General features: G+C 69.2%; 11 protein-coding genes. 3 read left to right on the plus strand and 8 right to left on the minus strand.

The window, feature by feature from the left end:
• Window positions 1-49: 49 nt before the first annotated feature.
• Both AB0A90_RS24775 and AB0A90_RS24780 read right to left on the minus strand, forming a co-directional pair.
• Window positions 50-727 carry a hypothetical protein gene (locus AB0A90_RS24775; protein WP_357252330.1) on the minus strand — a complete coding sequence of 226 codons (678 nt, stop codon included), beginning with the start codon at window positions 725-727 and terminating at the stop codon, window positions 50-52.
• A gap of 11 nt (window positions 728-738) precedes the next feature.
• Complete coding sequence (locus AB0A90_RS24780; protein WP_357252332.1) at window positions 739-1,071, minus strand: hypothetical protein; 333 nt, start codon at window positions 1,069-1,071, stop codon at window positions 739-741.
• Window positions 1,072-1,148: 77 nt separating this feature from the next.
• Here AB0A90_RS24780 and AB0A90_RS24785 point away from each other — a divergent pair, with 77 nt between their 5' ends.
• Window positions 1,149-2,327: an epoxide hydrolase family protein gene (locus AB0A90_RS24785; protein WP_357252335.1), complete on the plus strand. Its 1,179-nt coding sequence runs from the start codon at window positions 1,149-1,151 to the stop codon at window positions 2,325-2,327.
• A gap of 234 nt (window positions 2,328-2,561) precedes the next feature.
• Here the strand turns inward: AB0A90_RS24785 and AB0A90_RS24790 are convergent, their stop codons facing one another.
• The gene (locus AB0A90_RS24790; RefSeq protein WP_357252338.1) at window positions 2,562-5,270 is read right to left on the minus strand and encodes an RICIN domain-containing protein; all 2,709 of its coding nucleotides are present in this window, start codon (window positions 5,268-5,270) and stop codon (window positions 2,562-2,564) included.
• A gap of 562 nt (window positions 5,271-5,832) precedes the next feature.
• On the opposite strand from AB0A90_RS24790, the gene AB0A90_RS24795 reads away from it, so the two are divergent.
• Window positions 5,833-6,963, plus strand: coding sequence for a LacI family DNA-binding transcriptional regulator (locus tag AB0A90_RS24795; protein ID WP_357252341.1), 1,131 nt, complete (start codon window positions 5,833-5,835; stop codon window positions 6,961-6,963).
• 255 nt (window positions 6,964-7,218) lie between these two features.
• On the opposite strand, the gene AB0A90_RS24800 is transcribed toward AB0A90_RS24795, so the two are convergent.
• Window positions 7,219-7,632, minus strand: a complete 414-nt coding sequence (locus tag AB0A90_RS24800; protein ID WP_357252344.1) for a DUF6220 domain-containing protein — start codon at window positions 7,630-7,632, stop codon at window positions 7,219-7,221.
• A 684-nt stretch (window positions 7,633-8,316) separates the two neighbouring features.
• Here AB0A90_RS24800 and AB0A90_RS24805 point away from each other — a divergent pair.
• Window positions 8,317-8,571, plus strand: coding sequence for a CGNR zinc finger domain-containing protein (locus AB0A90_RS24805; RefSeq protein WP_357252347.1), 255 nt, complete (start codon window positions 8,317-8,319; stop codon window positions 8,569-8,571).
• Between the two features lie 99 nt (window positions 8,572-8,670).
• On the opposite strand, the gene AB0A90_RS24810 is transcribed toward AB0A90_RS24805, so the two are convergent.
• From AB0A90_RS24810 to AB0A90_RS24825, 4 genes are all read right to left on the minus strand, one after another.
• Window positions 8,671-9,897 carry a 3-deoxy-7-phosphoheptulonate synthase gene (locus AB0A90_RS24810; RefSeq protein ID WP_357252350.1) on the minus strand — a complete coding sequence of 409 codons (1,227 nt, stop codon included), beginning with the start codon at window positions 9,895-9,897 and terminating at the stop codon, window positions 8,671-8,673.
• A 313-nt stretch (window positions 9,898-10,210) separates the two neighbouring features.
• Window positions 10,211-10,849: an isochorismatase family protein gene (locus tag AB0A90_RS24815; RefSeq protein WP_357252353.1), complete on the minus strand. Its 639-nt coding sequence runs from the start codon at window positions 10,847-10,849 to the stop codon at window positions 10,211-10,213.
• A 30-nt stretch (window positions 10,850-10,879) separates the two neighbouring features.
• Window positions 10,880-11,665 carry a 2,3-dihydro-2,3-dihydroxybenzoate dehydrogenase gene (locus tag AB0A90_RS24820; protein WP_357252356.1) on the minus strand — a complete coding sequence of 262 codons (786 nt, stop codon included), beginning with the start codon at window positions 11,663-11,665 and terminating at the stop codon, window positions 10,880-10,882.
• Window positions 11,665-12,939: an FAD-dependent monooxygenase gene (locus AB0A90_RS24825; RefSeq protein ID WP_357252359.1), complete on the minus strand. Its 1,275-nt coding sequence runs from the start codon at window positions 12,937-12,939 to the stop codon at window positions 11,665-11,667. The genes AB0A90_RS24820 and AB0A90_RS24825 overlap by 1 nt, the downstream gene beginning before the upstream one ends.
• Between the last annotated feature and the right edge of the window lie 420 nt (window positions 12,940-13,359).

Genomic DNA, 13,359 nt, shown 5'->3' on the forward strand with positions numbered 1-13,359 from the left:
TAGGGGCTCGCCGCGCGGCATCGCGCGCCGGTCGGACGGTGGCTAGGTCCTACGGGTGGCGCAGCCGCGAGGTGAGGAGCTCGTCCAGTTCGGAGCCGAAGTCCTTCGCGCCGACGAGACCCTCGTAGACCAGGGCGACCTGTCCCGGCCGCAGGTCCAGGGTCAGACAGTAACTCAACAATCCGCCGTCCGAGCTGATCTGCAACAACCGGGTCGACTCGATGTCGGCCTCCCAGCCGTCGATGCCCTCCGGCCAGTCGCTGAGGTCGGCCAGCGTTTCCATGTGCCGGGGACGTACCGGCCCGTACGACAGCCGGTCGCCCGAGACGAAGCCGGCGTGCACCTCGCGCAGAAAGACCCGCAGCGGCTCGGGGAAGCTATCCCAGAACGGTGGCGGTTCACCGAAGCTACGCGGGTCGTAGCCGACCCAGCCGACGGACCCGCCGTCGTCCGCCCGTCCGACGTAGACCAGCACCGGGCAGTCATCGGTGATAGCAGCCTGGACGTCGACGAAACGCGTGCGCAGCGCCTCGGTGAACCGGGGCAACAGATCGAGCAGACCCCGGTTCCACAACGCCGCTGCACTGCGGCATCGGTTCGCCGGATCGGTGGAGCGCGCGATCGGCCACCACTGCGCAGGAATCCGGGACAGTTCGGCCGAATCCGGGCCGACGAAAGCCAGGGACCAATTCTCCAAGCCGACCCTGACCTCGACCGGATCCGTCACGTCACTCCCCGTCAACCCTGACTCTTCAGCAGCCGGTCGATGATAGCTCGCAACTGCTCGCTGACCTGGTCGGCGAGGGAGACCTGCTCGTCTCTCCACTTCGGATCGGCCATCGCCATATCGGCCACGCGGCGAGATTGCGGCGACTTGTTGACGCTGTCCGACAGCCACTGAAGCCCGGCATATTGACGATCCGTTCCGGCGAGACGATGTGGTCGGGCGAGGCCGTGGAGTCGCCGTCGGCGTTCGTCCCAATGACCTTCGACCGGGGGTACGCCGGGTCTGGCGCACCGACGACCGGTCTCCACCACCAGAAGCTTGTCGACGTACGCGGAGGTTGTCATGATCCGTCCATGACAACAACTCATGGCACGGATGGCGGTGCCGTCACCGTCCGTAGCGCGGCGAGGCGGTGCGGCTCATGATTCCCTCGTCGCAGGACCCGACGAGTGTCGAGCCGTTCCGGGTGCACGCCAGCCCTGAGGAGTTGGAGGACCTTCGCGCGCGCCTGCGGGCGACGCGCTGGCCGGACGCGCCGGAGGACGCTGGGTGGTCGCTGGGCACAGACATCACCTATCTGCGCGAACTCGTCGACTACTGGGCGGAGGAGTTCGACTGGCCGGCGCAGGAGACCGCTCTCGCGCGCCTGCCGCGCTTTCGCACGCGGATCCGGGACATGGGCGTCTCGTTCATTCGTGCGCGTGCCGTCGCGCCAATTGGGCCGGTGCTGCCGCTGGTCCTCTGCCATGGATGGCCGGACTCGTCGTGGCGCTACGAGAAGGTGGTGCCCCTGCTCACCGACCCCGGGGCGCACGGCGCGGACCCGGCCGACGCCTTCGACGTGGTCGTGCCGGACATGCCGGGCTTCGGGCACTCGGACCGTCCTGCGGGAGGACCCCTCGACTCGATCGCGGTCGCCGACCTGTGGGCCGAGTTGATGACCGCGCTCGGTCACGCGAGTTTCGGTGCCGTGGGAGGGGACATCGGCAGCTCAGTGAGCCGCTATCTCGCCCTGAACCATCCCGAGCGAGTCGTTGCCGTGCATCGCATGGAGGCCAGCCTCCCGGTTCTCACCGCCGTTGACCTCGCCCCGGAGGAGCGGGCCTGGCTCGACGCCGCCGCCGCGTGGAAGGCCAGCGAAGGCGCGTACGCCGCGATGCACCGCACCAAGCCGCAGACCGCCGCTGTGGGGCTGACCGACTCACCCGCCGGACTGGCCGCCTGGATCGTCGAGAAGCTGCGGTCGTGGAGCGACTGTCACGGCGATATCGAGCGGAGCTTCACCAGGGACGAGATCCTCACCCTGCTCACGCGCTACTGGCTGACCGGAACGATCGGCTCGTCGATGCGCATGTACGTCGCCAACGCCGCGATCCCGCCGGAACAACACGCCCGCAGGGTCGATGTACCGTCCGGCTTCGCGCTCTTCCCCGGCGACACGCTCCACCCGCCGCGGGCCTGGCTCGAGCGCACGGCCAACGTCGTGCGCATCACCGAGCTCGACCGGGGTGGCCACTTCGCGCCCTTCGAGGAGCCCGAGCTGTACGCGCAGGAGCTGCGCGAATTTTTCCGGCCCTACCGTTCGGTCGGCCGGACCTGACCAGGCCCGCGTGGGCTACCACCGACCGTCCGTGCACTCAGCCGCGACGCCCGGGCCTGGCTCACGTACAGGTAGCGAGCGGACCGGGCCCGTGTCTGTTCGGATCGGTAGCTCGTGTCCCACAGTGATTGGATCGCGGCCGACTCGGGGGCACAAACCGTGCCCCCGAGTCGGCGCGACAGTCGGCGGCCCGTTCTACCGGCGGCCGAACTTGACACTCACCTCTGCTACTGGTCAGGCGGGCACGAACTGCCACTGCTGGTTGGTCCCGCCGTTGGCAGTCCACTGCACGACCTGCGCCCCGTCGCTGGTCGAGGCACCGGAGACGTCAGCTGCCAGTCCGCTGCCGCGGGCGACGATGGTGTAGTAGCCGTTACCGGTGGGCCGCAGGTACCACGACTGGTTGGTGCCGCCGTTGGCCGACCACTGCTGTAGTTGCAGGCCGGCCGTGGTGCTGCCGGCGTTGACGTCGAGCATCTTTCCGGAGGCGGTGTAGCGCAGGGTGTAGGCGTCCTGGGTGGTGCTGATCGTCCAGGTGGGGGTGCCGCTCTGCTGGACGGCCTTGGCGCCGTCGGCGGTGGAGTTCCCGGCGATGGCGAGGGGTTTGCCGCTGTTGCGGTTGACGATGCGGTAGGTGCCCGCTGCGGGCCCGGTTCCGCCGCCTCCGCCGAGGTTGAAGTACTCGACCGAGTCGGTGAAGGTGGTGCTGCCGGCCTTCGTGGTCGACAGCTGCAGGTACACGCGGCTGCCGGTGGCGGGGGCGGTGAAGGACACCGGTTGGGTCACCCGCGTGCCGAGTGGGATGGTCAGGTTGCTGCTTCCGGACGCGACGACCGCGCCGGTCGGGCTGTCGAGCCGGGCGGTCCAGGCCAAGGTCACCGAGGTGTTGGTGAGGTCGTCGTTGAACACGGTGATGTTGCGGGTCACCGTGGCGCCGCGGGCGTAGCTGGGCACCGCCTGCGGCAGCGGGAAGGTGCCGTTCGCATCCGAATTGCCGGAGGCGGACCAGTACGGGAGGTCGATCGCGGCCACCGGGTTGAACGCCGCCTGCACCCGCTGGATCTGCGGGTTGCTCCACGGGTCGGGCAGGTTGTCCACGCCGTAGATGGGGTGACCGCCCTCCTCCGGGGTGAAGTCGGTGGACCGCACGCCGGGCACCACGCTGGCCCAGGCGGACAGCAGGGTGTACGGACGCAGGTCGGTGGCGCCCTTGCCGCGCTTGGCAGCAGTCGCGGTGGCGAACCACTCGAAGCCCTGCTTGTTGTTGCATGCCGGCCAGATGAACTCGCCCTCGCCGTCGGGCCGCCCGTTGACGGTGACCAGGCCCTCCCCGTACCTGCCGAAGCCGTCGACGTAGTGCGGGATAACCGCGAAGTTGGCGTACGTCATCCCGGGATACAGGCTGACATTGTTGCCGACGCCCACCTCGACAATGATCGGCCGGGTGCCGTCGGCGCCGTTCATCGCCGCGTACAGGTCCTTCTCGAACTGTTCGGAATCCTGGCCGCTCTGGTTCGGCTCGTTGTTCTGACTCCAGCGGATGATCGCGGGGTGATTGCGGTCGCGCAGGACCAGCGCACGGGCGTGGTTGATCATGTTGTCGCGCCCGACGGAGTTCTGCCACTCCTGCGAGGATTGGGAGCCGCGAATCGCGACCTCGTCGATGATCATCAGGCCCATCTCGTCGGCGACATCCAACATGTACGGGCTTCCGGGCTCCTGGTGGATGCGCACCACGTTGTAGTTCAGCCGCTGGTAGTTGTCCACCGCCTGCGGCCAGCCGCCGTTGCCGGACGACGGGGGCAGGAAGCCGGGCAGGGTGTGGTACGCGTCGCCCTTGCCGCCGTTGTTGATCCGGTCATAGTCGGCACCCTGGAGGTTGTCGCCGCGGAAGTTCACGCGCACGCCGTTGAGGTAGTAGTAGTCACCGTTCTGGGTGGCCTCCCGGAACCCGAACCGGTACTCGGCGTCGCTCGTCCGGCCGTCGTCGGTGACGGCATGCACCGCCAGCCCGTGCAGCTGCGCCCGGTACCCGGACCGGTACGGCACGTTGGGCCACCAGTACGAGGTGCTGTCGAGGTTCCACGCGACCGGCCCGACGGTCACGGTCGCGGTCGAGCGGGCCGCCACGGTGACCGTACGGCTGGGCAGTGCCGGGTAGCTGAAAGCCGTTCCGTTGCTGGACGACAGCGACCCGGTCAACGTCACCGACCGGGAACTGCCCGACGTGTTCCGCACCGTCACGTCGTAGGTCAGCGTCTTGTTCGCCACCGACGTACGCACGAATGTGTCGCTGACGTACACCGCCGGGTACACCCGCAGGAACGCGGACCCGAAGATTCCCTGCGGGACAGCCTCGGACCACGTGGCGGCGTCGGGCACCAGGTACCGGCCGTTGGATGCCTTCAACGCGCCGCGGCCCTTCACGTTCACCGTGATCGTGTGGGTGGTGCCGGGCGCCGCGTATGCGCTGATGTCGAAGTTCGACGGGGTGAACGCCGTCGTCTGGGTCGCGACCACTCGGCCGTCGACCGACAGTGTCGCCTGGTGGTTGACGGCGCCGAACTCGATCCAGGTCGACTGCGGCTGCCCCGAGTCTGGCACGGTGATGCTGCGCGAGTACACCGCCTCGTTCACGGTGGTGAAGCCCTGCTTGTACCAGCCGCCGCCGGGTACCGCGATCGTGGTCGCCCCCCGACCCGCGGGCGTGAAGTTCCACGTCCCGGCCAGGTCGACCGAGGTGAGCGCGGCGTTGCCGGCCGCCACACCGTCAAGTCCGGCGGCCGCGACACTCTGCGTCGCGACTGGCGCGGCCAGGGCCGACCCGGGGGTCGCCAGGGTCAGACCACCCAGCGTCAGAGGCAGGGCGAGGGCCACGGTCGCGGCCAGCCCTCTGGCCAACGCCGACAATCGGCCACCCCAGTGGACGTTGGTACGATGCACGGTTACCTCCTGTGACTCACCCGACAGCTCCGCAACACCGGTTCAGAGCACAGCCTCAGGGCCGAGACCCGAATCGATTCGACAAATCTGCCGGCGTCGCCGACCACCCGGGAAGGGTGGCTGCGGCCCAGATACATAGGTATGTATTTAATGGGCGTATCGCGCGTGAAGTCAAGGTTTCAAGGCGGTTACTTCCTGCTCCTGGCGCCTCACGAGCTTTGAGTGGCCGCAGATAATACGGCCCTTCCGGAGTGCTGGGCATCGCGCTCAGGCACTCCGTGTCGCCGGCCCGCCGACGCGGTACCGATCGAATAGCGAACCGATTCGCCCCTGCGGTCCCGGCTGCGTGACGCGCTGAAGACGTGGACAGCACTGTGGTCCTCGGTGAAGTCGGCGGGCGGCCCGGCCTGACTTGTTCGCTTCGAAAATGGAGTTAGGGTGCTGGTAAGTAACACGCTTCGCCCACGTTACGAGCGGGTTGCGGGCTCGTGACGGCGAGTGTCTGACTGCGTAGACATGACTGCGCAATCATACAGGACGATGGCTGGCGATGGGAGGTGCCGTGACGCGACTGGCGAGGCCGGGTGGAAGCCCTCCGACGCCGCGCAGCGTGGACGTCGCGCGGCTGGCCGGCGTCTCCCAGAAGACGGTGTCCAGGGTCCTCAACGACGAGCCGTATGTCTCGGCCGACGTGCGCCGGCGGGTCCTGGACGCCGCCGAGGAACTCGGCTACCGGCGCAACCAGGCGGCCCGGGCGTTGGCCTCCGGGCGGACCCGGTCGATCGGCGTGGTGACGCTCGGCAGCGCCTTGTACGGGCCGGCGTCGTGGCTCATGGGCATCGAGCGGGCGGTTCGGGAGGTGGGCTACACGCTGCGGGTGGTCACCACGATCGAGGGCGACCCGGGCGGCATCGCGAGCGCCCTGGCGTCGCTGCTGGACCAGGGCGTGGACGGCGTCATCATCTCCGAGCCGATCGACGAGGGCGTCGGCCTCATCAGCGTCGACGTGCCGGTCCTGGTTCTCGGCGCGCCGCCCACCTTCACCGCGCCGCAGGTGGTGACCGCCAGGGTCGGCGCGGGCCGGCTCGCGCGGGCCGCGACCGAGCACCTGCTGGAGCTGGGGCACGCGACCGTCCATCACCTGGCCGGCCCGCAGCGGTGGTATTCGGCACGGGATCGTCTCGCCGGCTGGCGCGAGGCGCTGCGAGCCCACGGCGCGGACGAGCCGCCTGTCGTCGAGGGCGACTGGTCGGCCGCGTCCGGCTACGCGGCGGGCCGGGAACTGGCCGGCGACGGCACCGTGACCGCGGTGTTCGCCGCGAACGACGACATGGCGATCGGGCTCATCCGCGCGCAGCTCGAGGCCGGGCGCCGGGTGCCCGAGGACATCAGCGTCGTCGGGTTCGACGACATCCCGGTCGCCGCCTACGTCACTCCCCCGCTCACCACCATGCGGCAGCCGTTCGACGAGGTCACGCGGCAGGGCCTCGCGCTGCTGGTGCAGGCCATCGAGAAGCCGGACGTCGAGCTTCCACCGGCAGCCGACCAACCGGTCGAGCTCGTCGTCCGCGCCTCGACGGCGCCACCACCGCCCCGGCCGATCCCGGGACGTGGCCGCCGAGCGATCCCCCATGCCCACGGTGGCCCGCACGGTCAGCCCGCCGACAGCGGAGTCCCATCCACCCAGCCCTGATCAGCGTCGATCCGTCCACCTACGGCGGCACGTCACCCGAGACCCGCACCGGCCGACCACCAGCCCCCGCCCGGCCGGCACCGCCATCGGCACCGCCATCGGCACCGCCCTCGCCGCCGTCAGCACCAGCGCTGCGGCGAGCAGCACAAGTGCGGGCCTGGCGCGCCGCAGCGCCGCGGTCACGCCTGCGGCCCAACCACGCGACGGCGCCCAGCAGCGTGCAGGCGTGGTCCGGGACAATCAACGCGGCTGTGGTTATGACGCCGTTCGGCTGAGCTCGGCGCGCCGCCACGCGATCTGGAGCGACCGCTGCGCGACCCAGACGGTCACGCCGAAGATCGCCAGCGCGTTCATCCCGTGCAGGCCGAAGACGATGTGCCCCGCCTCAGCCTCCCCAAAGGACTTGGCGAGCGCCCGGATCATCCCCTGGACGAGCGTCAGCCCGGCGATCAGCGCCACCATGCCGATGAGCCGTCCGGGCATCCGGGCGAGCGCGGCGACGACCAGGCACACCACAGCGAACACGAAGATCGCGATCCCGAGCACGCGGTGGGGCATGAAGGCCTCCTCGTCGGACACGTGCATGAACGCGCCGCTGGCGGCTAGGTAGAACACCGCGACCTCGGCGAGTAGCAGCACCGACGTCAGGCCCGCGAGGAGCTTTTTCATGTCGCTGAGCGTAAGCCGATTGCGTCATCGGCGCAGGCCCGTCGGGTCTGATCATGATAAAGGAGGAGGTTCCCCTTTGGACCGGACACCCAAGGCCCTGTCTCATCGGCGGTCGACGCCATTCATTGATCGCGACGATGTGGAGGCTGGCCTGGTAGCGGACGACGAACTTGTCGTACCGGGTCGCGAACGCGCGGTGGCGTTTCAGGCGGTTGATGTGGCACTCCGCAGCGTGGCGCTGCTTGCAGTTCTCGGGGTCAAAGGTCGGTGGTCTGCCGCCCTTCGACCTCTTCTTCGCCGGTTCGCGGCCCGGTCGCCTGAGCTTCAACCACTTTGATGGAGCGGTGGTTACCTGCTGCCGGTTGGTGCAGGGGTGGTGGTAAGTGGCTCGGTCAGGCTGGTCGGTTGGTGGTGCCAGGCGGTCTCGTATTCGTCGGGGCGGAGGTCGCCCAGTTCCTTTTGGATGCGGCGGGTGTTGTACCAGCCGCAATGGCAACAGAGGACGCCCGTACCAACCAATGGCCGTCGAGCCTGGGAATCGAGATCGGCGCCTTGTTGAAGGTCGCGGCCGCTGTTGACCTCTGTATCAACGTTGAGGGCTGGACTGGTTTTCGGCGTGGGCGCAGCGGCCGCGGTCGTCGACGAGAATGATCGGCCGTAGATCGCCGGCGGGCTGAGCCTTGATTGGTCGCAGGTCGAGAGCCTTGCGCGAGGCGCAGGATCATCACGACGTGGCGTTGGTCGAGCAGGCACAGCGAGCCGCCGCAGCGGCCGCGATGGAGTCGGACCAGGACGGACTCGCCCGCTGTACACTGCCCGGGCGTCGAACGCGGATGGCCCCTCCTCGACCGGTGGGGCCGGCGTCGCTCGTGCAACATGGCGAGTTGCGGTAACCGGGCCGAGGTACGGGCCGATGCCGCCCGCCAGCAGCCGGGCTGACCAACCGTCACTCCACACCAGGCTACGGTCGCGGCGTTCCGCTCGCGGCGAAGGACCGGTGCGTACGGGTTCTTTCCAGGGATGCGGGTACCGGCCCGGTCAGCAACGACCCATCGCCGTTCCCTTGGCCCATGCCTCGATGAGTTCGGTGGCCTGGCCGGGGTTGAGCCGCGGATCGCACAGTGAGGTGTAGTGACGCTGCAGTTGGTCCTCGTTCTCCACGGATCCACCGATACATTCCGTCACATCGTCGGCCGCGACCTCGATGTGGAGACCGGCGGCGTGCTGCCCGTTCTGCCCCATGATGTCACGAAAGCGTAGCGCCTCGGTGATCACGTCGGTGAGGTGGCGTGTCTTCAGGCCGTTCGAGGCTTTCACGGTGTTGCCGTGCATGGGGTCGCTCAACCAGACCACCGGGTGTCCCGCGTTCACCACACGGCGGACTATGGATGGCAGGGCCTCCTGGATCCGGTCCCGACCCATCCGGGGTATCAGGACGAGGCGGCCCGGCTCGCGCCGCGGGTCGAGCGCCTCGCACACCTGCAGGACATCATCGGGGTCGGCGTCCGGTCCGATCTTGCATCCCACCGGATTGACGACAGAGGAGAGCATGGCGACATGGGCCGCGGCCGGCTCGCGGGTCCGCTCACCCACCCAGGGCAGGTGGGTCGAGCCCAGGTACAGGTCGTCGGTGTCCGGGGCACTGCGGACCAGCCGGGACTCGTAGTCGACCACCAGCGCCTCGTGGCTCGACCACGGGCCCTCCGCCGTCGCCGTACGTCCGTTTCCCTGACGGTAGCTCCGCATCACCCGCTGTACCGCGTCGCTGGCCTCGTAGGCCCAGACCATGCGCCGCGGGTCGGCTCTGCGGGTCCTCGACCCGGCGATGTCCGAATTGATCATGTGCCCTCGAAAGGAGGGGATGCGCAGCGCGTCGTGCCACTCCATGGCCTGCGATCGGGGCTTGGCGAACTGTCCGGCCATCCGGCCGACACGGATGACACTCTGACCGGTGAGCTCACCGAGCCTGTCCCCCAGCCGGTCGATGATTTCGAGTTTGCCTGAGGTGTGCCGGGGCGTGCACTCGTAGAAGCTCTCGGCGCAGTCGCCGACCTGCAGCAGAAGAGTGCCGGTGGGGGCCAGTGTCGACAGCGACTCCCGCAGCTGCCAAATCTCCTCGGTCGTCACCAGGGGTGGCGATGAGGAAAGCGAATGACAGACCTCGTGGTACGCGGGGTGGTCCTGCCAGTCCGGTTGTTGAGCCGCCGGCATGCCCTGCCACGGACCGAGTGGGGCGAAGTCCGCCGTAGAGCTGGGTTGCTGCATCTGTCCTCCACACAAGAGATCAGCGAGACGGGCCTGCGGGAGCCGCGGCAGGCCGCGAGCCGATCGCCAGACGAGCCCGGCGACGGCCCGGTCGCGCCGGCGCTAACCTCCCGGTCGAGGGGTGTGCGCGGATAGCGTGGCCCAGCCGCCGGTGTGTGCGCATCACGTCTTTGCGTTGCCAAGAGCGGCATTGAATGGGCTGGGGATCCACATCCGGGAGAGCGGGTATGGCGCGTTCGCGTCATCGAGTCGCCTGGTGACCACACCCACGGCGAGGATCCACAACACCACCGACAACCCCGCGAACCGGGCGCTAGCTCTCCAGCGCGGCCAGCACGTGCGCCGTGGTCAGCGGTACCGCGCAACGATCCGCCGCGTACCGAAGCGCCATGAGATGGTCGTCGAGCGACAGGTCGGCCAACGCATCCGACACGAGGAACGGCTGGATGTCGCGGCTGAACGCGTCGCTGGCGGTAATGAGGCACCCCATGTGCGCGTAGACGCCACAGACGATGATCTGATCCCGGCCCGACCCCCGCAGTCGCTCCTCCAGGTCGCTGCGGAAGAACGCGCTGTAGCGCCACTTGGTCAGCACCGTGTCGCCCGGCTCCGGGGCGACGTCGTCGGCGATGCCACGATCGGCCTCCGCGCTGCTCATGCCGGGACCCCAGAGGTCGTGCAGCAGCCCGCGGTCGCGACGGCTCATCCCACCCGGCTGTGCCGTGTACAGCACCGGCACCCGGGCCGCGCGGGCCGCCGCGAGCAGCTTCATGACATTGGCGAGCAGGTCGGTGAGCGGGGACTGCCCGGCTGGGAACGGGCGTAGGAAGTAGCGCTGCATGTCGTGCACCAGCACGGCGGCCCGGTCCGGATCCGGGCGCCAGGGCATCGCCGCACTCGGCAGATCGCTGTCACCGGGCATGGGGTACGCCGCGATCGGGGTCATGACCATGGTTCGTCTCCTATTCGGCATCCGACGACGTCACACGTGCAGGGCCGCGCCGCCGTCCACGTACAGGTCGTGCATCGTGACGTGACCGGCCTGGTCCGACACGAGATACGCGACCGCTTCGGCCACGTCCCGCGGCTGGGCCAGCTTTCGAAGCGGAATACCGACGCGGTACGCGGCCGGCGAGCCCTCGACCACCTGCCGCGGATCACCGGCCTCGCCGAGCATCGAGCGCAGCATGGGTGTGTCGGTCGAGCCCGGCGAGACGACGTTGCACCGGATGCCGTAGTCGGAGAGTTCCAGCCCCAGACATCGGGTGAACTGGGCCGACGCGGCCTTCGAGGCGGCGTACGCGGCCATCTCCGTGCGCGGCACGCCGGCGGCGTTGGATGCGATCGTCACGATCGCACCCCGTCGGCGGCCGATCATTCGGCGGGCCACCGCCCGGGACAGGTGGAACACCCCGCCCGCGTTGATCGAGAAGGTCTCGCTCCACTGCTGGTCCGACAGCTCGACCACCCGGCCGGTGTGCAGGACGCCGGCCGCGTTGACCAGGACGCCGATGGGCCCGAGCTCGTCCTCGACGCGCCCCACGAGCGCATCCACGGCCTCGCTGTCGCGCACGTCGACGAGGTAGCCGCGGACCGAATCACCCTCCGCCTCGATCTTGGTCAAAACGGTGTCGAGCGCCTCGGCGTTGCGGTCGACGGCCGCGACGTGCGCCCCCGCGCCTGCCAGGAGGCCCGCCACGGCGGCACCGATGCCCTGCGCCGCCCCGGTGACAAGTGCGACCGTCGACTCGATTCCGGTCAGTTCCATCATGCGCTCCCGCTGGTCGTAGTTGCCTGCTCGGCGTCGTACCCGAAGAGCCATTCATGCCGGTCCAGACCGGATGCGGTCTGGGCGGAGGTGTCGCGGCGATGCCGCGCTTGCCCGTTGACGAGGTGGAATGTCTCCGCGTTGGCACGGGACTGTTGCTGGATCCGCGTCGTCCGGGGAAGGCGGATACCTTCGTAGCGGCGCAAGGCCGCGCTCAGGTCGCCCGGGCGCGCGTCGGCCAGACACGCCGCGAGCACCACGGCATCCTCGATCGCCTGGTTCGCGCCCTGCGCCTGGATCGGTGCCATCGGATGCGCGGCGTCGCCGATGACGGCCACCCGTCCCGAACTGAGCCGCTCGATGCTCTCCCGATCGTGCAGCGCCGACCTGGTGATTGTCTCCGCCGCGTCGATCACCCGTGTCACGTCCGGATGCCAGCCCGCGTACGCCGCGGCGAGCGGGGCGACGTCGCCCCGCGCCGACCACGACTCCTCTCGCCTGTCCGAGGCGGACATGGTCGCCTCGAAGCTCACCTGCCGACCCGACGACACCGGGTAGCACACGAGGTGTTGGTCCGGTCCGAGCCACGACTGCACCCGGATCTCGGTGAGCAGAAAGCGCACCCGCTCGACCGGCACCAGTCCCCGGTAGAGCGTCTGCCCGGAGGGGCGCGGCCGATCGGCCACGATCTGCTCACGTGCGATCGAATGAATGCCGTCGGCCCCCACGACCAGGTCCGCCGTGACCGTCGGACCGTCGGACAGGTGCAGCCGCGCCTCGTCGGCGCTCTGCGTCACGGCGGCGAGGCGGGCGCCGAGGTGCACCCGGTCAGGCGGCACGACGGAGAGCAGGCTGGTAAGCAGGTCCGCGCGGCGCATCGTGTAGTAGGGCGCGCCGAAGCGGCTGCGGCACAGACTGCCCAGCGGGGTGCGTTGCAGCCGCCTGCCGTCGTCCCAGCGGCGCGACTCGATCGCCTGCGGCACGACCGCAACGCCGCGCAGGCGATCGCGCAGGCCGAGCTGATGCAGCAGCCGGGTGGCATTGGGCGCCACCTGCACTCCCGCACCCACCTCGGTCAGGTGCTCCGCCTGCTCGTAGACGTGGCAGTCGATTCCGGCCCGGCGAAGGGCGGCGGCCAGGGCAAGGCCGGCGATTCCGGCCCCGGCCACAGCCACCCGCATCTGAGGCATGTCGTTCCCGTCAGTAGTAGAGGAGCGCTTGTCCCAGTCCTCGTCGTGCCTGAACAGGCTGCACGGCTTGACCACCTCAGGCATGCTCGTCAGCGCCTCACGTGGGATCAGGGTCCCTGGCGTCTGGGTCGTCCACCGCTACTGATCCAGCTCCCGGGACGGACCCGCAGTACCGACGTCGGCCGCCAGCCCCAGCAGGTCACCGGCCCTCCGGCCGCCCGCCAAGACGACCGCGGACGACCCGCGCCGGGGCGCCGCGGCGATACGCGGGGCGGCATGACGAACGCGCTCGAGAGTCCGCGCAGAAGCACCGCCGCTTTTCTGGACCAGCACATTCACAGCCATGTTCACCGCCCTCGTTGAGCCGGCAATGTCGTCGACAGTAATGGCGATGCATTTGCCCGACCACTACCCGCTCGAGTAGTGGTGCCGCATTCATCTGTTCACGCCATACCGGCCGCACGTTACCGGGAATACGGGATCGTGGCGTCACGTCATGTGCTA

The sequence above is a fragment of the Micromonospora sp. NPDC049204 genome (assembly GCF_040647935.1).
Lineage (GTDB): Bacteria > Actinomycetota > Actinomycetes > Mycobacteriales > Micromonosporaceae > Micromonospora.

What these genes read in the sequence shown, in the direction of transcription:
- AB0A90_RS24825 (WP_357252359.1), bottom strand. Translation starts at nt 12,939, where the DNA reads ATGCCTGAGGTGGTCAAGCCGTGCAGCCTGTTCAGGCACGACGAGGAC.
- AB0A90_RS24800 (WP_357252344.1), bottom strand. Translation starts at nt 7,632, where the DNA reads ATGAAAAAGCTCCTCGCGGGCCTGACGTCGGTGCTGCTACTCGCCGAG.
- AB0A90_RS24810 (WP_357252350.1), bottom strand. Translation starts at nt 9,897, where the DNA reads ATGCAGCAACCCAGCTCTACGGCGGACTTCGCCCCACTCGGTCCGTGG.
- AB0A90_RS24780 (WP_357252332.1), bottom strand. Translation starts at nt 1,071, where the DNA reads ATGACAACCTCCGCGTACGTCGACAAGCTTCTGGTGGTGGAGACCGGT.
- AB0A90_RS24815 (WP_357252353.1), bottom strand. Translation starts at nt 10,849, where the DNA reads ATGGTCATGACCCCGATCGCGGCGTACCCCATGCCCGGTGACAGCGAT.
- AB0A90_RS24785 (WP_357252335.1), top strand. Translation starts at nt 1,149, where the DNA reads ATGATTCCCTCGTCGCAGGACCCGACGAGTGTCGAGCCGTTCCGGGTG.
- AB0A90_RS24820 (WP_357252356.1), bottom strand. Translation starts at nt 11,665, where the DNA reads ATGGAACTGACCGGAATCGAGTCGACGGTCGCACTTGTCACCGGGGCG.